General features: G+C 73.8%; 16 protein-coding genes. 6 read left to right on the forward strand and 10 right to left on the reverse strand.

The features are described 5' to 3' along the window. Positions 1 to 231: 231 nt before the first annotated feature. The 3 genes from ACIGQF_RS03405 to ACIGQF_RS03415 are packed head-to-tail and all read left to right on the forward strand — an operon-like array spanning position 232 to position 2,563. Complete coding sequence (locus ACIGQF_RS03405) at positions 232 to 996, forward strand: LamB/YcsF family protein (RefSeq protein ID WP_399704892.1); 765 nt, start codon at positions 232 to 234, stop codon at positions 994 to 996. Next, positions 993 to 1,679, forward strand: a complete 687-nt coding sequence (pxpB, locus tag ACIGQF_RS03410; RefSeq protein ID WP_399704895.1) for a 5-oxoprolinase subunit PxpB — start codon at positions 993 to 995, stop codon at positions 1,677 to 1,679. The genes ACIGQF_RS03405 and pxpB overlap by 4 nt, the downstream gene beginning before the upstream one ends. Further along, the gene (locus tag ACIGQF_RS03415) at positions 1,676 to 2,563 is read left to right on the forward strand and encodes a biotin-dependent carboxyltransferase family protein (RefSeq protein WP_399704898.1); all 888 of its coding nucleotides are present in this window, start codon (positions 1,676 to 1,678) and stop codon (positions 2,561 to 2,563) included. Before pxpB ends, ACIGQF_RS03415 begins: the two co-directional genes overlap by 4 nt. 26 nt (positions 2,564 to 2,589) lie before the next feature. Here the strand turns inward: ACIGQF_RS03415 and ACIGQF_RS03420 are convergent, their stop codons facing one another. The 7 genes from ACIGQF_RS03420 to ACIGQF_RS03450 all read right to left on the reverse strand — a co-directional run bounded on the left by ACIGQF_RS03420 (position 2,590) and on the right by ACIGQF_RS03450 (position 14,487). Beyond that, positions 2,590 to 3,912 carry an MFS transporter gene (locus ACIGQF_RS03420; RefSeq protein WP_399704901.1) on the reverse strand — a complete coding sequence of 441 codons (1,323 nt, stop codon included), beginning with the start codon at positions 3,910 to 3,912 and terminating at the stop codon, positions 2,590 to 2,592. A gap of 1 nt (position 3,913) precedes the next feature. After that, the gene (locus ACIGQF_RS03425; RefSeq protein WP_399704905.1) at positions 3,914 to 5,284 is read right to left on the reverse strand and encodes an NAD(P)/FAD-dependent oxidoreductase; all 1,371 of its coding nucleotides are present in this window, start codon (positions 5,282 to 5,284) and stop codon (positions 3,914 to 3,916) included. A 15-nt stretch (positions 5,285 to 5,299) separates the two neighbouring features. Beyond that, a complete protein-coding gene (locus ACIGQF_RS03430; RefSeq protein ID WP_399704908.1) occupies positions 5,300 to 5,887 on the reverse strand; it encodes a cupin domain-containing protein in 588 nt (195 codons plus the stop codon). Between the two features lie 114 nt (positions 5,888 to 6,001). Then, complete coding sequence (locus ACIGQF_RS03435) at positions 6,002 to 9,604, reverse strand: hydantoinase B/oxoprolinase family protein (protein WP_399704911.1); 3,603 nt, start codon at positions 9,602 to 9,604, stop codon at positions 6,002 to 6,004. 534 nt (positions 9,605 to 10,138) lie between these two features. Further along, on the reverse strand, positions 10,139 to 11,359 hold the full coding sequence (locus ACIGQF_RS03440) for a glycosyltransferase (protein WP_399706336.1): 1,221 nt from the start codon (positions 11,357 to 11,359) through the stop codon (positions 10,139 to 10,141). Positions 11,360 to 11,394: 35 nt separating this feature from the next. Continuing rightward, positions 11,395 to 12,519: a glycosyltransferase family 4 protein gene (locus tag ACIGQF_RS03445; protein WP_399704914.1), complete on the reverse strand. Its 1,125-nt coding sequence runs from the start codon at positions 12,517 to 12,519 to the stop codon at positions 11,395 to 11,397. 543 nt (positions 12,520 to 13,062) lie between these two features. Further along, on the reverse strand, positions 13,063 to 14,487 hold the full coding sequence (locus ACIGQF_RS03450; protein WP_399704916.1) for a HEAT repeat domain-containing protein: 1,425 nt from the start codon (positions 14,485 to 14,487) through the stop codon (positions 13,063 to 13,065). A gap of 342 nt (positions 14,488 to 14,829) precedes the next feature. Between ACIGQF_RS03450 and ACIGQF_RS03455 the strand changes: the two genes are divergently transcribed. Continuing rightward, positions 14,830 to 16,305: a PP2C family protein-serine/threonine phosphatase gene (locus tag ACIGQF_RS03455; protein WP_399706338.1), complete on the forward strand. Its 1,476-nt coding sequence runs from the start codon at positions 14,830 to 14,832 to the stop codon at positions 16,303 to 16,305. A gap of 226 nt (positions 16,306 to 16,531) precedes the next feature. Here ACIGQF_RS03455 and ACIGQF_RS03460 read toward each other — a convergent pair whose 3' ends face one another. Next, a complete protein-coding gene (locus ACIGQF_RS03460) occupies positions 16,532 to 18,016 on the reverse strand; it encodes a hypothetical protein (RefSeq protein WP_361567698.1) in 1,485 nt (494 codons plus the stop codon). A 234-nt stretch (positions 18,017 to 18,250) separates the two neighbouring features. Here ACIGQF_RS03460 and ACIGQF_RS03465 point away from each other — a divergent pair, with 234 nt between their 5' ends. Both ACIGQF_RS03465 and ACIGQF_RS03470 read left to right on the forward strand, forming a co-directional pair. After that, on the forward strand, positions 18,251 to 19,384 hold the full coding sequence (locus tag ACIGQF_RS03465) for an aminoglycoside phosphotransferase family protein (RefSeq protein WP_399704918.1): 1,134 nt from the start codon (positions 18,251 to 18,253) through the stop codon (positions 19,382 to 19,384). 392 nt (positions 19,385 to 19,776) lie between these two features. Beyond that, positions 19,777 to 21,768: an N-acetylmuramoyl-L-alanine amidase gene (locus ACIGQF_RS03470; RefSeq protein ID WP_399704922.1), complete on the forward strand. Its 1,992-nt coding sequence runs from the start codon at positions 19,777 to 19,779 to the stop codon at positions 21,766 to 21,768. A gap of 226 nt (positions 21,769 to 21,994) precedes the next feature. Here ACIGQF_RS03470 and ACIGQF_RS03475 read toward each other — a convergent pair whose 3' ends face one another. Together ACIGQF_RS03475 and ACIGQF_RS03480 are read right to left on the reverse strand one after the other, a co-directional pair. Then, positions 21,995 to 23,029: an aldo/keto reductase gene (locus ACIGQF_RS03475; RefSeq protein ID WP_399704925.1), complete on the reverse strand. Its 1,035-nt coding sequence runs from the start codon at positions 23,027 to 23,029 to the stop codon at positions 21,995 to 21,997. Positions 23,030 to 23,058: 29 nt separating this feature from the next. Then, positions 23,059 to 24,699 carry a glycoside hydrolase family 13 protein gene (locus ACIGQF_RS03480; RefSeq protein WP_399704928.1) on the reverse strand — a complete coding sequence of 547 codons (1,641 nt, stop codon included), beginning with the start codon at positions 24,697 to 24,699 and terminating at the stop codon, positions 23,059 to 23,061. Positions 24,700 to 24,703: the final 4 nt, after the last annotated feature.

Below are 24,703 nucleotides of genomic sequence, written 5' to 3' on the forward strand. Positions count from 1 at the left end.
CGTCCGACCGCCTACGGCGGCCGTCCGGCCGCTCACGAGGGCACGCAGTCAATCCCAGATCGACGGACTAGACAACAACCCTCTTGTCCTATCGTTCAACAATCCTCTAGCTTGATGCGGTACCCGGTCGGCCCGAGCGCCCATGGAGGACAGCCGCTACGGAAACGGGCCGGCCGGCTCTGCCTTGCCCTGCCCCCGTCCGGCCCCGCCGGCCTGTTGGAACGGACGCACATGACGGACCCGGTGATCGACCTCAACGCCGACCTCGGCGAAGGGTTCGGACGGTGGCACCTCACCGACGACGACAGTCTCCTCTCCGTCGTCACCAGCGCCAACATCGCGTGCGGCTTCCACGCGGGCGACCCCTCGACGATGCGCAGAGTATGCGAGACCGCCGCCGAGCGCGGTGTCCGCATCGGCGCCCAGGTCTCCTACCGCGACCTCGCCGGCTTCGGCCGCCGCGCCATGGACGTGCCCGCGGACGAACTCGCCGACGAGATCGCCTACCAGATCGGTGCCCTGGAGGTCTTCGCGCGCGCCGCGGGCTCGCAGGTCACGTACGTGAAGCCGCACGGCGCGCTGTACAACCGTGCCGTGCACGACGCCGATCAGGCCGCCGCCATCGTGGCGGGCATCCGGCGCGCGGCCGGCCCGCTGCCCGTCCTCGGGCTCCCCGGCTCACAGTTGCACGCGGCGGCGCTCGCCGCCGGACTGCCCACCATCACCGAGGCGTTCGCCGACCGCGCCTACACCGCCGAGGGCACCCTGGTCTCACGCCGTGAGCCCGGCGCGGTCGTCCACGACCCGGACGCCGTCGTCAAGCGCTCCCTCGGCCTCGCCCGCGACCACGCCGTCACCGCCATCGACGGCGAGCGCGTGGAGGTCGACGTGCAGTCGCTGTGCCTGCACGGTGACACCCCGGGCGCCGCGGCGCTCGCCCGGCGGGTACGCGACGAGCTGACAGCCGCCGGTGTCCGCGTGGCGGCGTTCGCATGACCGCAGCCCCGTCCGCCTCCGCCGCGGACCGCGTCCTGCCTCTGCGGACCCTGCCCGTGGGCGACCACGGCCTGCTCGTGGAGTTGGACAGCGGCGAGGCCGTCGAGGCGCTCCACGCCGAGTTGCTGCGCCGTGCCGCGGCCGGGCGGCTCCCCGCCACCCGCGAGATCGTGCCGGCGGCCCGTACCGTGCTGATCGACGGGCTCGACGCACCGGAACGGTTCGCGGCCGAGCTGGCCGGCTGGGAGATCCCGCCGGCCGCCCGCTCCGGCGCGCGGGCCATCGAGGTCCCCGTCCGCTACGACGGCCCGGACCTCGCCGACGTCGCCGACCTGTGGGGCGTCACCCCCGACGAGGTGGTACGGATCCACTCCGGCACCGAATTCCGCGTCGCCTTCTGCGGATTCGCACCCGGCTTCGGCTACCTCACCGGCCTGCCCGAGCGCTACCACGTGCCGCGCCGCGCCACTCCGAGGACCCGCCTCCCCGTCGGCTCCGTGGCCCTCGCAGGTCCGTACACGGGGGTGTACCCGCGCTCCTCCCCCGGGGGCTGGCAGTTGCTGGGCACTACGGACGCCGTCCTCTGGGACTCCTCCCGGGAGCCCGCGGCCCTGTTCACTCCGGGCACCCTCGTACGCTTCGTCCCCCAACCGTTCGACCCGCACCCGGAGGCGGCCCAGTGACCGACCGCGCATTCGCCGTCGTACGCGCGGGGGCGCTGACCACCGTCCAGGACCTCGGGCGCGCCGGCCATGCCCACGTGGGCGTCCCGCGCTCCGGCGCGCTGGACGCGGCCGCACACCGCCTGGCCAACCGCCTCGTCGGCAACGCCCCCGAAGCGGCGACCCTGGAGACCACCGTCACCGGCTGCGCGGTACGGATACGGTGCGCGGTCACCGTGGCCGTCACCGGGGCCCCCTGCCCGGTGACCGTCGACGGCCGCCCCGCCGCCTGGGGCGCCCCCGTGCACGTGCCGGCCGACGCCGTACTGGAGGTGGGCACCGCCAGCCACGGGCTGCGCAGCTACGTGGCCTTCGCGGGCGGTGTCGACGCCGAACCGGTACTGGGCAGCCGCGCCACCGACCTGCTCTCGGGGCTCGGCCCCGACCCGCTCGCCGACGGCGCCGTACTGCCGCTCGGCGCACCGGGCGCGCCGGCCACCGCCGCCGACGCGGTGCCGCACGCCGGTCCGGTGCGTGAGCTGGTGCTGCCGGTGCGCCTCGGGCCGCGCGACGACTGGTTCACGGCGGCCGGGCTGCGGACCCTGCTGACGGGTGTCTGGCGGGTGTCGTCCGCGAGCAACCGCATCGGCCTGCGGACGGAGGGCCCGTCGCTGGAGCGGGCCCGGGACGGCGAACTCCCCAGCGAGGGGATGGCGCTGGGCGCCGTCCAGGTGCCCCCGAACGGCCTCCCGGTGCTCTTCCTCGCCGACCACCCGACGACCGGTGGCTACCCGGTCATCGGCGTCGTCCAGGAGGCCGCGCTGCCGGCCGCCGCCCAGGCCGCGCCGGGGACGCCGGTGCGCTTCGTACGCGCGCACCGCAGCCCCCGGAAGCGCGGCGTCTGAGCCACACTCGGGCGCCGCGCCCGCCGCTACTCCACAGCCGTCCGCGCGCTGCGGGCGAGCACCACCAGGGAACAGACCAGCGACACGGCCACCAGCGCCATCTGGTAGACCGCGACGGGCACGATGGAGCCGCCGCCGGCGGTGAACAGCCACTCGCCGACCAGCGGGGCCGTGCCGCCGATCAGCGCCGAGCACAGCTGGTACGACAGCGAGATGCCGGTGTAGCGGACGCGGGCGGGGAACGCCTGGGCGAGCAGCCCCGCCAGGATCGCGTAGTTCATCGCGCCGGTGACGCCCAGCAGGGAGATGCCGAACCCGGCGGCGACCGCGTCCTCCGTGGCCACCAGGTCGTACATGGCCGGCACCAGCAGGAAGTTGAGCGTCAGCAGCGTGCCGACCGTGCGGGCCGCACCGAACCGCTCCGCCAGGACCACGCCCAGTGGCTGCACGAGGAATTGCACGACGCTGTAGCAGAGCAGGACGTTCAGCATCGTGGAGCGGTCGAAGGAGAGGTCGCTCGTGGCCCAGGAGAGCACGAACGTGGTGATGAAGTAGGTCGCGGCGATACCGATGGAGCTGGCCAGCACGCCCAGCACCAGGGTGCCGGGATGGTGCCGCAGGACCTCGCCAAGCGGCACCCGGGCCACCGCCCGCTCCGTACGCAGCCGCGTGAACTCCGGCGACTCCTCCACCCGCAGCCGGATCACCAGCCCGACGATCACCAGCAGGGCCGAGAAGACGAACGGCAGCCGCCAGCCCCAGGCGTCGAACGACGCGTCCGGCAGCTGCGAGAGCAGCGCGAAGCTCAGCGTGGCCAGGATCGACCCGGCGGGCGAGCCCTGCTGCGCGAAGGCCCCGAAGGACATCCCACGGCCGCGGGGCGCGTGTTCGGAGGCGATGAGCACCGCCCCGCCCCATTCGCCTCCGACCGCAACGCCCTGCAGCATGCGCAGCACGATGAGGAGGACGGGGGCCAGCAGCCCGACGCTGCTGTAAGTAGGCAGCAGCCCTATGAGGGTCGTGGCGACGCCCATCATCAGGAGCGTGGTCACGAGCGTCTTCTTGCGGCCGATGCGGTCCCCGAGGTGCCCGAAGACGACGCCCCCGATGGGGCGGGCGAGGAAGCCCAGCCAGAGGGTGCCGAAGGAGGCCAGCATGCCCGTGCCCGAGGAGGAGGCCGGGAAGAACAGCTTGCCCAGTACCAGCGCGGACGCGGTGCTGTAGATGTAGAAGTCGTACCACTCGATGGTGGTGCCGATGAACGAGGCGAGCCCCGCACGGCGTGCGGTCCGGCTGTCGCCGCCTTCGTGCGCCGTGGCGCTGCCCGCGGCCTTCGTGGTGGCGTCCATGTCAGCGCCCCGAGATGCGGTCGGCGAGCTTCGCGATCGGCGCCGTGGTGGTGCGGCGTGCCGCCTCGCTGCGGTCCGCCGCCCGGTAGGCGGCGTACATGCCGTGCACGCCTAGCCAGCGGGCCGGCTCCGGCTCCCACGCCCGGGTCCGGTGGCCCGTCCACGGCAGGTGCGTCAGTTCGGTGTCCCGCTCCAGTACGAGGTCGCGCAGCGTGCGGCCGGCCAGGTTGGTGGCCGCGACGCCGTGTCCCACGTAGCCGCCCGCCCAGCCCAGTCCCGTGGCGCGGTCGAAGGAGACGGAAGCGCACCAGTCGCGCGGTACGGCGAGCACCCCGGACCAGGCGTGCTCGATCCGCGCCCCGACGGTCGCGGGCAGCAGCCGGTTCAGGGTGTCGCGCAGTGCCCGTACCGTCTTCGGGCTGGTGTGCCCGTCCTGGTCCACGCGGGACCCGAAGCGGTACGGGACGCCGCGCCCGCCGATGGCGATCCGGCCGTCGGCGGTGCGCTGCGCATACGTGTAGGCGTGCGTGAGGTCGCTGAGCAGTTCGTGGCCGTCCCAGCCGATGGCCTTCCAGGCGGCGGCGGAGGGCGGCTCCGTGACGACCATGGAGGAGTTCATCGGCAGCCAGGTGCGGCGCTCTCCGTGCAGGTCCGTGGTGAAGCCCTCGGTGGCCCGCAGGACGCTTCGGGTCCGTACCGTCCCGAAGGGAGTCTCCACGCGCCCCGGGGCGATGCGGGTGGCGGGTGTGGACTCGTAGATGCGCACGCCGAGGGCCGCGACCGCCCGGGCGAGTCCCTGGACCAGCTTGGCCGGGTGGACTCTGGCGCAGTGCGGGTTGTGCACGCCGCCCAGCGCGCCGGCCACATCGACCCGGTCGCGCACCTCGCGTCCCGAGAGCAGTACCTCGTCCTCGTTGCCCCAGTACCGCGACTTCTCGTGCGCGGCGCCCAGCCGCGGCAGCTGGGCGGGCCGGTGGGCCACGCTCAGGTAGCCGCTCTTGACCACGTCGGCGTCGATACCCTCGGCCCCGGCCACCGCGATGACCTCGTCCACCGTGGCGTTCATGGCCCGTTGCAGCTCCAGGACGGACTGGCGGCCCCGCTCCTTCGCGTACGTGGCGGGCGAGCCGGCGATCTTCGCGCTGAGCCAGCCGGCGTTGCGCCCCGAAGCACCGAAGCCGGCGAACTCCCGCTCCAGTACGACGATGTCGAGGCCCGGGTCGGCCTTCTTGAGGTAGTACGCGGTCCACAGTCCGGTGAAGCCGGCGCCGACGACGCACACGTCGGCGTCGACCGGGCCGTCGAGGGGGTCACGTCGGCTGGGGACGCCGGTCTGGCGGTACCAGAAGGAGATGTTGCCGTTCCACGTCATCGTCGCCTCCGTCGCTCAGTAGCTGGGCGGGCTGATCACCCACAGGACCCTGGCGCCGTCGCCGCCGGTCTCCACGAGCTTGTGCGGGACCGCGCTGCTGTGCCGGATGCTGTCGCCGGACCCGAGGGAGAACCGCTCGTCCCCGAGGTGCAGTTCGACCTCGCCCTCCAGTACGTAGAGGAACTCCTCGGAGTCGCCGTGGGTGTAGGGACGGTCGCCGGTCGACCCGCCGGGGGCGAACTCGCCGAGGAACGCCTCCAAATGGTGCTGCGGCCCCGGAGTGAGCCGGAACTTGCGCCCCAGCACCCCGAAGGTGAGGCTCGGCGCCGCTGCCGCCTTCAGGACCCGCGGGCCGGTCGTGTAGTCGGCGGCGAACAGGTCGCCCATCTTCAGGCCGAGCGCGCCGGCGATCTGCTGGAGCGTGGCGATGCTCGGGTTCGCCATGCCGCGTTCGACCTGGCTGAGGTACCCCTCGCTGATGCCGGCCACGTCGGCGACCGCCCGCAGTGTCCGCCGCCGCGCACGGCGCAGTGCGCGCAGCCGGTCGCCCACAGGGACGTCCCCGGCACCGTCGTCCTGCTGCCCGTCGGGCTCATGAGCCATGGCGGGGAACCTAAAGAACTCTGGCCCCGAGGACAAGAGTTCTTGCACAGCACCTCAGAAGTCTTTACCGCCGTGGCGCGGGCTGTGAAGCTACGGACTGCGGGCCACGGGCCGCTACGCGGGCGGCTCCCCGTACCCACCGCCGCCCGGTGTACGGACCACCAGCACGTCTCCGGTGTCCATCTCGGCCACGTCGCAGCCCGCCAGCCGCTCCGTGCGGCCGTCCGCGCGCTCCACGAGGTTCTCGCCCGGGACGCCCGGCGCGCCGCCCGCCATGCCGTACGGCGGCACCTTGCGGTGCCCGGTCAGCAGGGCCACCGTCATCGGCTCCAGGAAGCGGAGGCGGCGGGTGACGCCACAGCCCCCGTGCCACCGCCCGTGGCCGCCGCTCCCGTCCCGGACGGAGAACTCCTCGACGCGTACCGGATAGCGCCACTCCAGCACTTCGGGGTCGGTGAGACGGGAGTTGGTCATGTGGGTCTGCACGGCATCGGCACCGTGGAAGCCGTCGCCCGCGCCGGAGCCGCTGGCGACCGTCTCGTAGTACTGCACCCGGTCGTTCCCGAAGGTGACGTTGTTCATCGTGCCGGCGCCCTCGGCCTGGACGCCGAGCGCCCCGTAGAGCGCGCCGGTGACCGCCTGGGAGGTCTCCACGTTCCCCGCGACGGTGGCGGCCGGGAAGACCGGCGCGAGCATCGAGCCCTCCGGGATGCGCACCTGGAGGGGCTTCAGGCAGCCGCTGTTGAGCGGGATGTCGTCGGCGACCAGGGTGCGGAAGACGTACAGCACCGCGGCCATCACCACCGAACTGGGCGCGTTGGCGTTGCCGGGCTGCTGGGGCGAGGTGCCGGCGAAGTCGAGCACCGCGCCGCGCTCTTCGTGGTCCACGGTAAGCGCGACCCGGATCTCCGCCCCGCTGTCGGTCTCGTACCGGAAGGAGCCGTCGGCGAGGCCCGCAATGATGCGGCGCACCGATTCCTCGGCGTTGTCCTGCACGTGCCCCATGTAGGCACGCACCACGTCGAGGCCGAACTGCCCGATCATCCTGTGCAGCTCCCGGATACCCTTCTCGTTCGCGGCGATCTGGGCCCGCAGGTCGGCGATGTTGGCGTCCGGGGAGCGCGAGGGGTACGGCCCTTCGGTGAGCAGCTGCCGCGTCTCCTCCTCGCGCAGCCGGCCGTCCCGCACGAGGAGCCAGTTGTCGAAGAGCACGCCCTCCTCCTCGACCGTGCGGCTGAAGGCGGGCATGGAGCCGGGCGTGATGCCGCCGATCTCGGCGTGGTGGCCGCGGGAAGCCACCAGGAAGAGCAGCTGCTCGCCCCGCTCGTCGAAGACGGGCGTGACGACCGTGACGTCGGGGAGGTGCGTGCCGCCGTGGTACGGGTCGTTGATCGCGTACACGTCGCCCGGGCGCATGTCGTCCGCGCGCCGCCGCAGCACCTCCTTGATGGACTCCCCCATCGATCCGAGGTGGACCGGGATGTGGGGAGCGTTGGCGATCAGGTTGCCGTCGGCGTCGAACAGCGCGCAGGAGAAGTCGAGCCGCTCCTTGATGTTGACGGAGTGCGCGGTGTGTTCGAGGCGCACCCCCATCTGCTCGGCGATGGCCATGAAGAGGCTGTTGAAGACCTCCAGCATGACCGGGTCGGCGGCGGTGCCGACGGCCGTGCGCTCCGGGCGCGCCTCGACCCGGGAGAGCAGCAGATGGCCGTGGTCTCCCGCGGCCGCCTGCCACCCCGGGTCGACCACGGTGGTCGCGTCGTGCTCCACGACGATCGCGGGGCCGGGCACGGTGTCCCCGGGGCGCAGCTCCGTACGCCGGTACAGGCGGGTCTCCCGCCACTGCCCGCCGACGAACATCCGGACGGTGTCCAGCGGCCTCAGCGGGCCCTCTCGGTCCGCCGCGAGGCCGCGGTGGCGCGCGGTGCCGCCGGCCGCGCCGACGGCCTCCACGGAGGCCGCCTCGGCGATCAGCGGCTTGTCCATGGTGAACGCGTACCGGGTGCGGTGGACGCGGGCGAACTCGGCGGCCATGTCGTCCGCCCCGGCGAGCGGCACGGGGATGCCGGCGTCGGTGCCCGCGTACCGGAGGAGGACGTGGGCCCGGGTGGTAATGCTCTCCTCGGGCACGCCGTCGGCGAGGAGTTCGTCGCGGGTCCGCTCGGCGAGTCCGTCACAGGTCGCGCGGATGCCCTCCATGGCGTCGGCCGTCAGCTCGGCCTCGATGGCCTGTTCCCGCATCGCCGTGGCGTCGGCGACCCCGATGCCGTACGCGGAGAGCACGCCCGCCAGCGGGGGCACGACGACCGTGCCGATGCCGAGCGCGTCGGCGACCGCGCAGGCGTGCTGGCCGCCCGCGCCGCCGAAGCTGGTGAGCGCGTACCGGGTCACGTCGTGGCCGCGCTGCACGGAGATCTTCTTGACCGCGTTGGCCATGTTGAGCACGGCGATGTCCAGGAAGCCCGCGGCGACCTCCTCCGGGCCGCGCCGGTCGCCCACCGCCTTCTCGGCCTCCCGCGCGAGCCCTTCGAAGCGCTCGCGCACCTCGTCCGCGTCCAGCGGCTGGTCGCCGTGCGGGCCGAACACCGCGGGGAAGTGCGCGGGCTGGATGCGGCCGAGCATGACGTTCGCGTCGGTGACCGTGAGGGGGCCGCCGCGGCGGTAACAGGCGGGCCCCGGGACGGCGCCCGCCGAGTCGGGACCCACCCGGTAGCGGCGCCCGTCGAAGTGCAGGACGGAGCCGCCGCCGGCCGCGACCGTGTGGATGTTCATCATGGGCGCGCGCATCCGAACGCCCGCGACCTCGCTGCCCAGCACCCGCTCGAACTCGCCCGCGTAGTGCGACACATCGGTGGACGTGCCGCCCATATCGAACCCGATGACCTTGTCGTGCCCGGCCTCGGCCGCGGAGCGGACCATGCCCACCACGCCGCCGGCCGGCCCGGAGAGCACCGCGTCCTTCCCTCTGAAGTGCTCGGCCTTCCGCAGCCCTCCATTGGACTGCATGAACATCATCCGGATACCGGGGAGTTGAGCGGCGACCTCCTCCACGTAGCGCCGCAGGATGGGCGACAGGTAGGCGTCCACCACGGTGGTGTCGCCGCGCGGCACGAGCTTCATCAGCGGGCTCACCTCGTGCGAGCAGCTGACCTGGGTGAACCCCGCCTCCGTGGCCAGTCCGGCGAGCTCCTTCTCGTGCGCCGGGTGACGGTACCCGTGGAGCAGTACGACCGCGGCGCTGCGAAGTCCCGCTTCGTAGGCGGCGGTCAGCGCCTCCCGGGCCGCGCCGGCATCGAGGGGCGTGACCGTCTCCCCGTGCGCGTCCACGCGCTCCGGCACCTCGATCACCCGGTCGTACAGCGCTTCGGGCAGCACGATGTGCCGGTCGAACAGCCGGGGCCGATTCTGGTAGGCGATGCGGAGCGCGTCCCTGAAGCCGCGGGTGGTGACGAGCACGGTGGGCTCGCCCTTGCGCTCCAGAAGGGCGTTGGTGGCCACGGTGGTGCCCATCTTCACGACGGCCACCTGCTCCGCCGGCACCGCCTCCCCGGGCGCGAGCCCCAGCACCTCCCGGATCCCCGCGACGGCCGCGTCGTCGTACCGCTCGGGATGGTGCGAGAGCAGCTTCCGCGTGACCAGCCCCCCGTCGGGCCGCCGCGCCACCACGTCCGTGAAGGTCCCGCCCCGGTCGATCCAGAACTCCCAGCGTCCCGTCATGCACCCATTCTGACAACGGAACCAGGTCGAGGGGCGCTCCGAAGGGGACGGCGCGTTGCCCAGGCAAGGCGGCCGTCGCGCGTGCGGGAGAGCTCCGGAGGAGCCGCGGAGTCCCCGGAGAGGCCGAGCGACGCGCCCCCGGGTGGGCGTCAGAGCCGCCGCCCCCTGAGAGCCAACGGGCGGGGCGGGGCGAGGGGGCGCGTCATGGGCGGTGAGGAAGGCGGCCACCGCATCGTGCCAGCCGAACAAGGCGGCGCCCTGCCCATGAGACACGGACGCCGCGCCCGCACGAGAGCTCCGGATACACGGCAAGGCCCCCGAGAGACGCGGGTTGACGCACCCCCGAGCAGGCGTCGAGCCGCCCCGAGGCGGACGGGCAGGGCGAAAGGAGGCTGTGAGGGGGCGGCTGACCGCAGCGTGCGAGCCGAAAGGGGCGGCCGTGCCCATGAGACAGAGACGCCGCGCCCGCACGAAAGTTCGGGAAGCACGGCAAGGCCCCCGGGAAGCGCGAAGTGGCGCTCCTCCGGGTCGGCGTCAGGCCGATCCCCTGAGGGCCGGTGGGCGGGACGGGGCGAGGGGGGCTGCGTCGTGGGCGGTGAGGAAGGCGTTGATCGCGGCGTGCCAGCCGAAGTGTTCGGCGCGGTGGCGGGCCGCGGCGCGGCGGGGTTCCTCGGGGCGGGCCAGGACGCGGCGGACGGCGGCGGCGATGCTGTCGCCGTCGTCGAGGGCGGTGTCGCCCGCGGGGCCGATGAGGCCTGCGAGTGCGGAGCCGGCGTTGGCGACGACCGGGGTGCCGCAGGCCAGCGCCTCCAGAGCGGCGAGCCCGAACGTTTCAGCAGGTCCCGGAGCGAGAAGGACGTCGGCGCTGGCCTGGAGGGCGGCGAGCGCGCAGGCGTCGGTGACGTGGCCGAGGAACGCCACCGGCAGCCGCTCGGCCCGGGCGCGGGACTCCAGGCGGGCGCGCAGCGGGCCGTCACCGGCCACGGCCAGCGCGGCGTCCACCCGGCCGGCGCGAAGCCTGGAGAGGGCGTCCAGGGCCCTTCCCGGGCGCTTCTCCACCGACAGCCGGGAGCACAGCAGGAGCACGGCGGACGCGCCGCCGCCGGTCCGCCGGCGCAGTTCCTCGCTGCGGCAGCCGGGGTGGACGCGGGCCAGGTCGACGCCGAGCGGGGCGGTGACCACGTTGCGCGCGCCCGTCCTCGTGAACTCGGCCGCCGCCCATTCGGTCGTGCAGACGACCCGCGTGTAGGCGTGCGCGGTACGGAGGTTGAGCCGGTCCGCGACCGACCGCGCGGCGTACCGGGGCACACCCCACGTGTGCAGCACCCCGTCCACGCTCTCGTGCGAGACCATCACCGCGGGCACCCGCGCTCGCCGGGCCCACTCCCCGGTCCAGCGCAGGGTCGTACGGTCGGAGACCTCCAGGCGGTCCGGGGCGAGGGTGCGCAGCAGCCGCTCCAGGCGCGCGCGTCCGGCGAGGACCCGGTACCCGCCGGTGCCGGGCAGCACCGGGCCCGGGAGAGTGATCACCCGCCCCTGCGGGGTGCGTTCGTCGCTCGCGGCCGGTCCCGGGACCACGAGCACCGGGTCGTGGCCGGCCGCCCGGTATCCCTCGCCCAGCTCCCGCAGGGCCGTGCGCAGCCCGCCGGACGCCGGGGTGACGAAGTTCGCGAGCCGTACGATGCGCAGCCCCTCGGGGCGCGGGTCCCCGTCCTGGGCGGCGTCCGCGTCCGGCTGCCTCCAGGTCCGCTTCATGCGGTCCGTGCGGTCGTACTCCGTACCGTCGCGCCTCATGCCGGCACCGCCTCCCGTTGTCCCAGTACGTCCTCGTAGTGCGCCAGTAGCCGGTCGCCGACCGCCTCCCACGTGCGGTCCGTGACGGCCGCCCGTCCCGCCGCCCCGTACGCGGCGCGCAGCCGCGGGTTGTCGGCGAGCACCTGCACCGCGTCCCGAAACGCGGCGGCGTCCCCCGGTGCGACGAGCAGCCCGGTGCGCCCGTGCTGCACGAGATCCAGCGGGCCGCCCGCCGCCGGCGCCACCACCGGCACCCCGCTCGCCATGGCCTCCTGCACGGTCTGGCCGAAGGTCTCGTACGGGCCGGTGTGCACGAAGACGTCCAGGCTGGCGAAGAGCCGTGCCAGTTCGTCCCCGGTACGGCGACCCAGGAAGCGCGTCCCGGGCAGCGCCCCGCGCAGCGCCGGTGCGCTCGGCCCGTCACCGATCACGATGGTCCGTACGCCCGGCAGCCGCTCCGCCTCCCGCAGCAGACCGACCTCCTTCTCCGGGGCGAGCCGCCCGATGTACCCCACCAGCACCTCCCGCCCGGCGGCCAGCGAGCTGCGCAGCACTTCGTCGCGCCGGGCCGGGTGGAACCGCACGGAGTCCACCCCGCGCGGCCACAGGAGCACCCGTGGGACGCCGTGCTCGGTCAGTTCCCGGGCGGCGGCCGTGGACGGCGCCAGGGTGCGGTCCGCGGCGCTGTGCACCGCGCGCAGCCGCCGCCAGGCCGCCGCGCTGCCCGTGCCCAGGTACGTACGGGCGTAGCGGCCCAGGTCGGTCTGGTAGACGGCGACGGCGGGCACCCCGAGGCGGGCGGCCGCTGCCATGCCGCGCACGCCGAGCACGAAGGGGCTCGCGAGGTGGACGAGGTCGGGCCGGTGCGCGCCGAGCGCGGCGGCCAGCTTGCGGCCCGGCAGCGCGACCCGGACCTGCGGGTAACCGGGCAGCGGCAGCGAGGGCACCCGCACGACCGGGCACGGCGGGGTCCGGCCCGCCGCCGGGTCCTGCGCCGTCGCGGGGGCCACGACCAGCGGCTCGTGGCCCCGCCGCACCAGGTGCCGGGCGGTCTCCAGGGTGCAGTGCGCGACGCCGTTGACGTCGGGCGGGAAGGATTCGGTGACGATGACGACACGCATACCGGTGTTGTCGGCGGGCCGGGCGTGGAAGGGGCCAAGGGGATCTTTCCAACGGGGGAACGTCCCATGAGCGTTGGTCGCCCGGGTGATAAGAGGTGCTTGAGTGACAAGAGGGATTTGGGTGACGGGAGAGCCTCGGGGTGCCGGGGCTGGCGCATCGCTCGACGCCCAGGGGCGAGCCGCACCCAGCACGACGGCTCAGCCCGACGTCTCAGCAGACGGCGGCGGGAGTTCCCGCGCGACTGTTCTCCGCCCGATTCCGCTACGCCCTGTCCCGTACACGCGTCGACGGCCCCGTGTACGGCGAGCCGGTCGCCACGCACGGGTCCACGGACCGCAGCCCGTCGTAGGACGTACGGCAACGCGCCATACGACGGGGCGCGGCCCGCGGCATACGAAAGCCGGCAGCGACACCGCACACAAAGGGGGTCAGCGGCGCCGCGCACGAGAGCGGGCGGCAGCTGGGCACACGAGACGGGCCGCGGCATGACGCACAGGCGACGCGTCGCACGAAGGGACTTCTCGGGCCCGGCGGCCCGCAGGTCAGACCTCGGCGGCGTCCGGGCCGATGCGTCCGCGTACGGCGCTCTGGACCTCGGTCTCCTCGGCCGGGTCGGCGGCGAGCCGGCGGAGCTGTTCGACGACGCGGGCGTCGCCGGTGGCGGCGGTCCGCGCGGCGAGCTCCCGGGTGGTCTCCTCGCAGTCCCAGAGGCACTCGACGGCGAACCCGGCGGCGAAGCCGGGATCGGTGGCCGCGAGCGCGGCGGCCGCCCGGCCGCGCAGATGGGAGGAGGAGGTCTCGCGGTAGATGTGGCGCAGTACGGGGGCGGCGCACTCCACACCGAGCCGTCCGACGCCGTCGGCCAGCTCCCACAGGCCGTCCGCGTCCGGGCCCTCGGCCTGCACCGTCCTGCGCAGCGCCGCGAGCACCGTACCGGCGTCCTGGACGCCGCCGCGGCGGGCGAGCAGCCCGGCGGCCACGGCGCCCAGCCGGTCCGGGCGGCGGGCCCAGACCCTGGCGCGTTCCACGGCTGCCACGGCGCGCATGCGGACAAAGGCGCCGGTCGCTGCTTCGGTGAGCTCCGCACACCCGAGCGGGTCGGAGACGGCGGCCTCGATCAGGTCGAGCGCCTCGGCGTCCCCGCGCTCGGCGAGGTGGCGCAGGGCGGCGGCGCGGGCCGCGTCCGGGCCGCTGCGGGCGGCGGCGAGCAGCTCGGGGCGGTCCTCGGGGCCGGCCACCGCGGCGAGGCAGCGGGCAGCGGCTCCGGTCCGCCACTCGGCGGGCCGGGCGGCCCGGCCGTCCTCGGCCCACTGGAGGACCTCACGGACGCTCCAGCCGGGGCGCGGACCGCTCGGCGTGAGCTGGCGCTGCCAGCGGTCAAAACAGCCCTGCTCGCCCGCGGCCCGCACCCGGGCGCCGTACCGGTCGTCCTCGGCCCACAGCCGCCACGGGCGGGGCTCGAAGGCGTCCCGTACGGCGGCGGCCAGCTCGGCCTCGCCCTCGGGGGTCTCCGGGAAGCGCGCCAGTACGGCGGGCGCAAGAGAGAGCAGGCCCTCGTCGTCGTCGCGCAGGGCCAACTCGTCCAGGGCCCAGCGCCAGTTTTCACCGACCGCGGCGTAGCTGCGCAAGAGGAGCAGCGCGGCGTCGCGCCCGTAGGAGGCGAGGTGGCCGAGCACGGAGAGCGCGAGGCCGGTGCGCTCCTCACGGGTGTCGGTGCGGTCGTCGGGGTGGAAGAGGTGCCGTTCGATCTCTTCGAGTCCGCCGTCGAGCTGCATGTAGAGGCGTGCGTAGTACAGCGAGCGGTTCTCCAGCCGCCAGTCGCGCCGGGGGTCGCGCAGCACGCTGTCGTCGAGGGCGGCCAGGGCCTCGGCCCGGGGCGCCGCCAAGGCATGCAGGGTCCCGTCGCCGCGGCCTCGCTGGAGGAGGCCGAGCAGGGTGCCACTGGGCGCTATGTCTGGATCGAACATGAGGTCAGCATCCGGTGCGGGGGACTGGCTGGCAACGGGATTTCCGCTGACCGGCATTCTTGCCGGTGTCCGCGGGCCGTATGCGTCGTTCACCGGAGTGGATCGGCGGAACGACTGCCGTACGGCGGCCGAAGCCTAGCCCGGAGTGACGGATTCCGCAGCGCCCGGGAGGATTGCGGAGGCGCAGCCGGAGGCATATGCCATGTGCACCACCGTATCGGGTCATGCCAAATCCCTTACGCGCGGTCGCAGCCTGTGCAACAGTCATTACCGGCCCTTCCGTCAGACATGGCCGACAAGGCCGGAGACATGGCCGAGCGCCGCCTGATATCGGAGTACGTCATGCCGTCCCATCTCTTCGCGGACCATCATCACGCGCAGCCGCCCGAGCGCGGCGCGGTCGACGCACTCATTTCGCAGGCCCGCCGGCTCCGCGGCGGTCTGGACGCCGTACGCCGTGAGACAGCGGCGGGCGGGCTGCCTGACGAGGACGCCCGGCTGCGCTGGCAGCGGGCGCTGTGCGACCTCGCGGTCCACCACCTCGAGGACCTCGGCGGACATCTGGACCAGCTGAGAGAGGGCCTGCCGGCCGGGCCCGCGGACGAGACGGACGACACCCTGGCGCAGCCGGCCGCCCCGCCCGACCCGGACCCCGAGGCCCGGGCCCGCGGCTCACTGCTGAGCCGGGTGGGCAGCGCGGAGTGGAATCTGCTCACCGACCGGGTCAGCTGGTCCGAGGAGCTGTTCGGGATCTTCGGCCGGGACCCGGCCGACGGGCCGCTCACGCTGGACGAGCTGCCCTCCCTGATCTTCTCCGACGACCAGCCCCAGGTGACCGCGATGGTCACGGACTGCCTGGTGGACGGCAAACCGATCGACGGCGAATTCCGCATCGTGCGCTCCGACACGAGCGTGCGCACGGTGCACATGGTGGGCGAGCCGGTGCTCGACGCCGACGGCAGCACTGCCTGCATGTGGGCCGTGCTGCGGGACGTCAGCGAGCTGCGCCGCAGCCAGCGGGCGGTGCGCGAGACCCGTGACTCGCTGCAGCGCCAACGGCACATCGCGCAGACCGAGCACCGGCTTGCGGTCGAGCTGCAGGAAGCCGTGCTGCCGCCGTGGCGCGGCTCCCTGCGGTTCCCGCAAGGCGGCCCCGTCGCCCTCGACCTGGCCGCCCATTACCTCCCTTCCGGTTCCAGCGCACTCGTCGGCGGCAACTGGTACGACGCGCTGCAGCTCCCCGACGGGCGGATGCTGCTGAGCGCCGGCGACCTCACCGGGCACGGCGTCGCCGCCACCTCCGGCATGGCGATGCTCCTCGGTGCGCTGCGCGGCATGGCCGTCTCGGGTCAGGAGCCGGGCCCCCTGATGGGCTACCTCAACCAGCTCCTGGACGCCTCGGCGCAGCCCGCCCTGGGCAGCGCGGTGTGCTGCCGCTTCGACCCGGCCACCCGCAGGCTGGACTGGGCGCAGGCCGGACACCCCGCCCCGCTGCTCTTCCGGGACGGGCGAGGACGGCAGCTGCAGCCGCCCGAGGGTGTGCTCCTGGGCGCGACCTCCCACGCCACGTACGCACAGCGCAGCGAGCAGCTGGTTCCCGGCGACCTGCTCGTGCTGTACACCGACGGCCTGGCGCCCCGGCGCAGTACGCACGACACGGACAGCGCACACGAAAGCGCGGACCGGCTGCTCGCCCTGGCCCCGCGGTTCGCCGAGGCACGGAGCGCGCAGGACAGCGTCCGTATCGCCGTCGAGGAGTTCGGCAACGCCGAACGGGAGGACGACGGGTGTGTGTTGATCGCCAGGATCTGCGACTGACCGCTCGCCGGGTGCCGGTGAACAGCCGCTGACAGGCGCCTGAGTACGCCCGCCTGAGTACGTACACCGCTGCTCAGGCACACACGCACAGCGCACACGCGCACAACAGTGGGCTGTTGACGGCAGAACGGCACAGTGGAAGGCGCCCCGAGGTCTTGGGGGCGTCTTTCACGCTGTTCCGGACCCGTTCCCCAGCTGCTGCGGCCGGGGAACGGCAGGCGGCCGCTCAGGCCCGCCCGTTGCGTTCCTTCGGTTTCTTCTGCTTGGGCAGCGCCAGTTCGATCTCCTCGCGCAGCGCCTGCACCTTGGGGTAGTCGGCGTACTGCCCCGTAAGGCGGTACATCTCGCGCAACCGGTCCCAGGTGCGGTGCGAGGAGTTCTCGCCGATCGACACCAGCGCCAGCCGGGCGTACCGGTCCGCCTGTTCGGGATCATTGGCGATGAACAGGGCGGAGGCCAGCGACAGGTAGTCGAAGATCTGCGAGCGCTGGTAGCCGTCCCGGCGCAGCGCGAGCGCCTGCTGGGCGTGCCCCTGGGCGATCTTGGCCGCCTTGGGGTCGTGGTCGGCCAGCGTGCGGTACGCCAGGGCCTGCATGCCGTGCATATCGGCCTCGTCGAAGCTCTGCATCCAACTGGGCGGCGGCACGTCCCGCTTGTCCGAGACGAACAGCTCCTCGGCCTCCCCGAGAGTGCGCCGCATCGCCTGCCCCTGGCCCTTCGACGCCTGCGCCCACGCCTCGATCGTGTGCAGCATCGCACGCGTGCGCGGCAGGGTCTCCTCGCCGGAGCCGGACTGGGCGAGCTTCATCAGGTCCAGGGCGTCGTCGGGACGGCCGAGGTGGACCATCTGGCGCGCCGCACGGGAGAGCGCCTCCCCCGCGCGCGGCCGGTCGCCGCCCTCGCGCGCCGCGTGCGCGGCGATGACGAAGTACTTCTGGGCGGTGGGCTCCAGGCCCACGTCGTGGGACATCCAGCCGGCCAGTACGGCCAGGTTGGCCGCCACGCCCCACAGCCGCCGCTGGAGGTGTTCGGGGTGGCGGTAGGAAAGCATCCCGCCCACCTCGTTGAGCTGGCCCACCACCGCCTTGCGCTGCAGCCCGCCGCCGCGGGCCGCGTCCCAGCGGCGGAAGACCTCCACGGAGCGCTCCAGGGCGTCGATCTCCTGGGAGCCCACGGGTGCCGCTTCGTAGCGGTCCATGCCGGCCTGGTCGAGGGTGCGGACGGAAAGGGGGTTGTCGGTACTGGGGGCGTCGGCTGCCAGTGCCGGGTCGGCGTGCAGCCAGTCGTGCATGGCGCTGCTGAGCGCGGAGCCCGCGGCGAGCGCCGCGCCCGCGCCCACCAAGCCGCGTCGGTTGAGCATGAGGTCCATTCCCGTGAATTCCGTGAGGACCGCGGCTGTACGGTCGGGCGGCCACGGCAGGCCGTCGGCGGCCTGCCGCTTCCCCGCTCGCCCGGAGCGTGCAAAACCGAGGTCCTCGATGGTTACGACACGGCCGAGGCGCTCGGTGAACAGGGATGCCAGGACTTTCGGCACGGGATCGCGGGGGGTCTCCCCCATGTCGATCCAGCGCCGTACTCGGGACGTGTCGGTCGCCAGCTGCGGATGGCCCATGGCCGCCGCCTGCCGGTTGACCAACCTCGCCAGCTCGCCCTTTGACCAGCCGGCGAGCTGGAAAAGGTCCGCGAGACGGGTGTTCGGCTCCCTGTTCACGTCAAGCCCCCAGGTTCCTCGACTGAGTTGACAGTAACCGGCCGTCATGTGCCGGGCGAGCATTCGCCAGGGTTCGCCAGGGTGCGCCAGATGGTCTGCCACCCGTAGTCGCGTGTTCTGTAGAGATGCAGCCCCCGGCCCGGTGGCGGAAACGCATTCCCCAGGGTGTCGCAACCCTCACCGGGCCGGTGGCGCACCGCCACTCGTCGGCGCACGAAGGGACCTCATCCACCCATGTACGCAGCATCGTCCGCCGCGACCGCCCCGCCCCGGCCGTACCGACCGCAGCCCGCGGGCAGCGGTCCGTATCTCGATCCCGCCCACTCCTCGGGAATGGCCGCAGGGCCCGCGGGCGGCCGTCCGAGGCGGGCGCAGGGGCCCGGACCTCAACCGCTCAGCGGGAGACTCGACTTGTCCGGCCCTCAGGGCGCGCAGCTGCGCGCGGCGGTCGCCTCGGTGCAGCGCATCTGTCCGGAGTTCAATCCGGTCCAGGTGCTGCGGCGGGGTGGGAAGTCCGTCCTTCTCGTCGGCACGACCGGTCGTACGACCGCGGTCGCGAAGGTTTTACTGGACCACTCGCCGGCGTGGGTCGAGCGCTTCCGGCACGAAATAGCGGCGTATCGCGCCTTCGTCCGCCACCGCCCGCCGGTGCGCGTGCCGAGGTTGGTCGCCGCGGATCCTGACAACTGCACCCTGGTCGTCGAGCGGATGCCCGGACGGGTGGCCGCCGTGCAGCGCCACCCCACCGAAGCGCCGCCGCGTGCGGACATCCGGGCCGCGCTCGGCGCGGTCTGCCGGATCAACCTCTGGCGTCCGCCGGCCGGCATGTTCGACGCGCCCCTGGACTACGCGAACCGTATCGGGCGGTTCCACGATCTCGGTCTGCTGACCGACCGGGACCTCGGGGACCTGCAGAAGCTGATGCACGGCCTGGCGCACTCCACGGGCCAGTTCTGCCACGGTGACGCGCTGCTGAACAACGTCCTGCTCTCCCCGGCCGGCCCGGTGCTGCTGGACTGGGAGCACGCCGGCTGGTATCTGCCGGGCTACGACCTCGCAACCCTGTGGTCGGTGCTCGGTGACGCACCGGTCGCGCGCCGGCAGATCAGCCAGCTCGCGCAGGCCGCCGGTCCCGCGGCCCGGGACTCCTTCCTGGTCAACCTGATGCTGGTGCTGACCCGGGAGATCCGGCGCTACGAGACCGCGGTGCAGCGGACCATGCGGGAAGAGGTACCGCCCGGTGCCTCCGGCCCGGGACAGCCGGGAGCGCCCGCCGCGGGCGAGGAACAGCGTCTGCTGCTGCGGCGGCTGCACGACGACGCCCAGATGGCGCGGCGTGCGGTACGGGCGGCGGTCGGCACCCGCTGATCCGCTGACGGGGGGACGAAGCGGCGCGCCTGTGCTGGGGCGCGCCGCTGTCGTATGCCCACGCCGCCACGGAGCGGGGTGGCGTACGGCTTCGCACGGGTGGCGTATCGACGTGGCCTTCGGGGCATCACCCACACGCACCACGCGACGGTGCGGAACCCGAGGTCCACCGACTCGGCGCTTCCCGAAATTGGTCCACACCACTGACGCGCCCCAGGCCCCGGGCCCGGCGCGCGAAAAGCCTTCCGGGCCCGCGCCCACCTGCGGAATCACCCGGTTGTCGGGTGATTGACGGATCGTCGGGGAACCGATACCTCTTGTCGGGTTCCCGCACGCCCAGCGGCGCACCATCCGCCACACGGCCCGGTACGGGCCGGCCCGAGGAGGCTGCATTGCGAGGATCCGCCCCCGTCGGCGTCGCCAGACGCGACGCCTTCCGCACCCGCAGAACGACGAGGAGGGCGGCGACCGCGGTCGCGGCGACAGCCCTCCTCCTGCCATTGGTATCGGCCGCGCCCACCGCCACCGCAGGCTCGGACACCGGCTCGCTCCAGCGCGCCTTCGCCGACGCCGCCGCCCGGTACGACGTGCCGCAGAACGTGCTGCTGGCCGTCTCGTACCTGGAGTCCCGCTGGGACGGCCACCGGGGCGCGCCCAGCGTGGCCGGCGGCTACGGCCCCATGCACCTCACCGACGCGCGGACCGCGCTCGCCAGGGAGGCGCCGCACCACAGCGAGGGCACCGAGGACGCCCGCGGCGACTCCGCGCGCGCCCGGAAGACCGCCGAGGCGAAGCTGCCCGCGGCGTCCGAGCTGCCGGCCCGGCTGAAGACCCTGCCGAAGGCCGCGACGCTCACCGGCCTGCCGGCGCGCGAGCTGCGGGAGAACCCCGCAGCGAACATCAGCGGCGGCGCGGCCCTCCTCGCCGACCAGCAGCGCCGGCTCGGCCTGAAGCCGAGCGCGGACCCCGCCGACTGGTACGCCGCCGTGGCCCGCTACTCCGGCGCGAGCGATGCCAAGAGCGCCACGGTCTTCGCCGACCAGGTCTACGACGTGCTGCGCGGCGGCGCGTCCCGGACCACCGACGCGGGCCAGCGCGTCACCCTCGCCAAGTCCCCCGGCCTCTCCCCCGACCGTGCCCAGACCCGGGTCCTGGGCCTGCGCAAGGCCTCCGGGGGCCGGACCGAGTGCCCGTCGAGCGTGGCGTGCGAGTCGGTGCCCGCGCCGTACCAGAAGCTGCCCGACGACGACTACGGCAACCACGACCTGGCGGACCGCCCCGAGGACCAGAGCGTCGACTACATCGTCATCCACGACACGGAAGCGACGTGGGAGACGACGCTGAAGCTGGTCCAGGACCCGACCTACGTGTCCTGGCACTACAGCCTCCGGTCCTCCGACGGTCTGATCGCCCAGCACGTCCCGACCAAGGACGTCGGCTGGCACGCGGGCAACTGGTACATCAACTCCCGCTCCATCGGCCTGGAGCACGAGGGCTTCCTGGTCGCGCCGGACGCCTGGTACACGGAGGCGATGTACCGCACGTCCGCGCGGCTGGTGCGGTACCTGGCGCACAAGTACGACATCCCGCTGAACCGGCAGCGCATCCTCGGGCACGACAACGTGCCGGGCACCACCACCGCGTCGATCAAGGGCATGCACACCGACCCGGGTCCCTACTGGGACTGGGACCACTACTTCGCCCTGCTGGGCCGTCCGTTGACGCCCACCGCGGGCCCGCGCGGCGGTCTCGTCACCATCGACCCGGTCTACGAGATGAACGAACCGGCGTACACCGGCTGCGAGAAGGCCGGTCAGCCGTGCGCCCCGCACGGCTCGGGCGCGGTGCGGCTGCACTCCGCGCCCAGTGAGGACGCCCCGCTGGTGAAGGACGAGGGGCTGCACCCCGGGGGCGCCGACTCCACGACCGGGGTGAACGACACCGGCGCCCGCGCCAGCACCGGCCAGCAGTTCGCCGTGGCGGACCGCGAGGGCGACTGGACGGCGATCTGGTACCTCGGCCAGAAGGCGTGGTTCGAGAACCCCGGAGCGGAGCCCACCGCGGTGAACGCCAGGGGCTGGGTCGCCACGCCCAAGAAGGGCCGGACGGAGATCCCGGTCTACGGCCGGGCGTACCCGGAGAAGGAGGCGTACCCGGCGGACGTCCCGGTCCAGTCGGTCTCGCCGCTGCCGTACTCCCTCAAGGCCGGCCAGCGGTACGCGATCGGCGGCCGGACGCACGGTGAGTACTTCTACGCGCCCACGTTCGACACGAGCAAGCACGCCGTCGTGCGCGGCAAGGACGTGTACTACGAGATTCAGGTCGGCCACCGGGTCGGCTACGTCCGGGCGGCGGACATCGACGTCCGCTGGTCCGGCCGCTAGGCACCACCGCGGCGGGCGGGGGGGGCCCCAAAGCCCCCCCCCCCCCCCCCCCGCGGGGGGGGGGGGCCCCCCCCCCCCCCCCCCCCCGGGGGGCGGCGCGGCCGCGGCCTGCGGGCGGCCCCCGGGCGTCCTGTTCCTACTTGCCCCCCCCCCCCCCCCCCCCCCCGCGGCGCCGCCCCCCCCCCCCCCCCCCCCCCCCCCCCCCCCGCGCCGTGTCGTGCGTGCCTCAGCCCACGCCGGCCACGTTCCGGCTGCGCTGCTCCTGGCCGGGGCCGCCGTACGGGTAGTCGGCGGCCCCGGGGTCGCTCACCTTGTCCAGCCGGGCGCGTTCCTCGTCCGACAGCCGGAGGCCGGCGGAGGCGAGGTTGTCGTCCAATTGCGCCACGGTCCGGGCGCCGAGGATCACCGAGGACACGGCCGGCCGGTCGCGCACCCACGCGAGCGCGACCTGCGCCATGGGGACGCCGCGCTCCTCGGCCACCGCGCGCACCTCGTCGACGACGTCCCAGGTACGCTCGACGCTGCCGCGCCGGTCGTACGCCTCGGTACCGCGCCCGGGGTTCTCGCCGAGCCGGGTCGCGCCGGCGGGCCGGGCGTCCCGCCGGTACTTCCCGGTCAGCCAGCCGCCGCCGAGCGGGCTCCACGGGAGCAGGCCGAGCCCTTCGGAGACACAGGCCGGCACGATCTCCCATTCGATCTCGCGGGAGACCAGGCTGTACTGCGGCTGGAGGGTGACCGGGCGGGCCAGGCCGCGGAAGTCGGCGACGTCCACGGTCTTCTGGAGCTGCCAGCCGGTGAAGTTGGACAGCCCGATGTAGTGGACCTTGCCCTGGCGCACCGCGTCGTCCAGAAAGCGCAGGGTCTCCTCGACGGGCGTCAGCGGGTCCCAGGCGTGGACCTGGTACAGGTCGATCGCCTCGACGCCGAGACGGCGCAGCGAGGCGTCCAGTGCCCGGTGCAGATGGCGGCGGGAGAGCCCGGCGCCGTTCGGGTCCCCGGCCATGGGGAAGCGGCCCTTGGTGGCGAGGACGACGCGGTCGGTGACGTCGGCGGGGCGAGCAGCGAACCAGCGGCCGATGATCTCCTCGGAGACGCCGGCGGTGTAGACGTCGGCGGTGTCCACGAGGGTGCCGCCGGCCTCGACGAACCGGTCCAGCTGGGCGTGCGCCCCCGCCTCGTCGGTCTCGTGACCGAACGTCATGGTGCCCAGGGCCAGGGCAGAGACGGCACAGCCTCCGGTCCCGAGGGTGCGGTACTCCATGTCAGGTGTTCCTTCCGTGCGGCCGGTGGTCACAGGGCGAGCCACACCGCCTGGCCCGGTGCCAGCCGGCCGTCCGCGAGCGGGCCGCTGGCCAGCAGTACCTCCTCGTGCTCCGGGAGAGGATACGGCTCGGCCGAGAGGTTGACGAGGCACAAGAAGCCCGGCTCGCGCTGGAGGGCGAGGACGCCGGCCGGGGTGTCGAGCCAGGTCATCGTGCCGTCGCCGAGCGCCGGATGGTCGCGGCGGATACGCAGCGCGCGGCGGTACAGCACCAGCATGGAGTCCTCGTCGCCTTCCTGCGCCGCGACGCTCAGCTCGCGCCACAAGGGCGGCTGGGGCAGCCAGGGTTCGCCTGCCGCGCCCTCCGGGCTGAAACCGTACGGCGCGCGGTCACCGGACCACGGGATCGGCACCCGGCAGCCGTCCCTGCCGCGGTCGGTGTGGCCTGACCGCTCCCAGGTGGGGTCCTGGAGCACCGCTTCGGGCAGGTCCTCGACCTCGGGCAGGCCCAGTTCCTCGCCCTGGTAGACGTAGGCGCCGCCGGGCAGGGCGAGCATGAGGAGCGCCGCGGCGCGGGCGCGGCGGGTGCCGAGGGCGAGATCGAGCGGGCCTTCGGGCCGGTAGGTCTCGTTGGCGACCCACTTCTTGACGACCTCGCGGCCGTAGCGGCTGGGGTGGCGCACCACGTCGTGGTTGGAGAGCACCCAGGTGGCCGGGGCGCCGACGGCGCCGAGCATGGCGAGAGAGTGGTCGATGACCGCGCGGAGCTCCTTGGCGTCCCAGCTCGCCATGAGGAAGTCGAAGTTGAAGGCGGTGTGCAGGCCGTCCTGGCGTACGTAGGCGGCGAGCCGTTCGGGGGTGTCGGCCCAGGCCTCGGCGACGAAGGCACGGTCGCCGGGGAATTCGTCGGCGACCCGGCGCCAGGCGCGGTAGATCTCGTGCACCTCGTCACGGTCCCAGTGCGGGTGGTCCAGGTGTTCGCCGGGGATGCGGTCGGCCGGGGCGGGGAGGGCCGGCAGGTCGGGCAGCTCGGGGTGTTTGACCAGGCCGTGGGCGACGTCGATGCGGAAGCCGTCGACGCCGCGCCGGAACCAGAACCGCAGGATGTCCTCGAACTCGGCCAGGACGTCGGGGTGGTCCCAGTTGAGGTCGGGCTGTTCGGGCGCGAAGAGGTGGAGATACCACTGCCCGTCGGGCACCCGGGTCCAGGCTCGGCCGCCGAAGCAGGACCGCCAGTCGTTGGGCGGCTCGGCGCCGTCGGGGCCGCGACCGTCGCGGAAGACGTACCGTTCCCGCTCGGGGCTGCCGGGCCCGGCGGCCAGCGCGGCGCGGAACCAGGCGTGCTGGTCGGAGGTGTGGTTGGGCACGATGTCCGGGATGACGCGGATACCGGCCGCGTGGGCCTCCTCGATCAGCGCCTCGGCCTCCTCGACGGTGCCGAAGCGCGGGTCGATGGCCCGGAAGTCGGCGACGTCGTACCCGTGGTCCGCCTGCGGGGACTCGTACCAGGGGTTGATCCAGATGGCGTCCACACCGAGCGACTTCAGGTACGGCAGGCGGGAGCGGATGCCGGCGATGTCACCGATGCCGTCGCCGTTCCCGTCGGCGAAGCTGCGGATGTAGACCTGGTAGATGACGGCGTCGCGCCACCAGGGTGCGGTGCGGGTCATGGGG

Source organism: Streptomyces sp. NPDC053560 (genome assembly GCF_044544605.1).
GTDB lineage: Bacteria > Actinomycetota > Actinomycetes > Streptomycetales > Streptomycetaceae > Streptomyces.